The organism is Streptomyces capoamus (genome assembly GCF_014654935.1).
Classification (GTDB): domain Bacteria; phylum Actinomycetota; class Actinomycetes; order Streptomycetales; family Streptomycetaceae; genus Streptomyces; species Streptomyces capoamus.
In genome coordinates, this window is record NZ_BNBF01000002.1 from 343,237 (window position 1) to 343,523 (window position 287).

The following is a 287-nucleotide window of genomic DNA, read 5'->3' on the forward strand; positions in this document are numbered from 1 at the left end:
CGCCCGCGGTCGAGCTGATACGCCCCCTGCCCGTTCCGGCGCCCCGGGGCCGCGGGGTGCCGGAACGGGCAGGGGACGCCGGCGTGACCAGGGTGCGGCCCGGAGGCCGGGTGTGCCGCCGTTGAGCGAGCGCCAGGGCGGCCAGGCCGGCTACGGCCCGCGGACCGGTCGGCAGGGGCCGTCGGGGCCGGCGTGGTCGGCATCAGGCCCCCGGCTCGGCTCACCGGCTCGGTCCTGCCGGAATCACCCCGCCCGGCTCAGGCCCGGCGGGACCGGTCCCGCCGGGG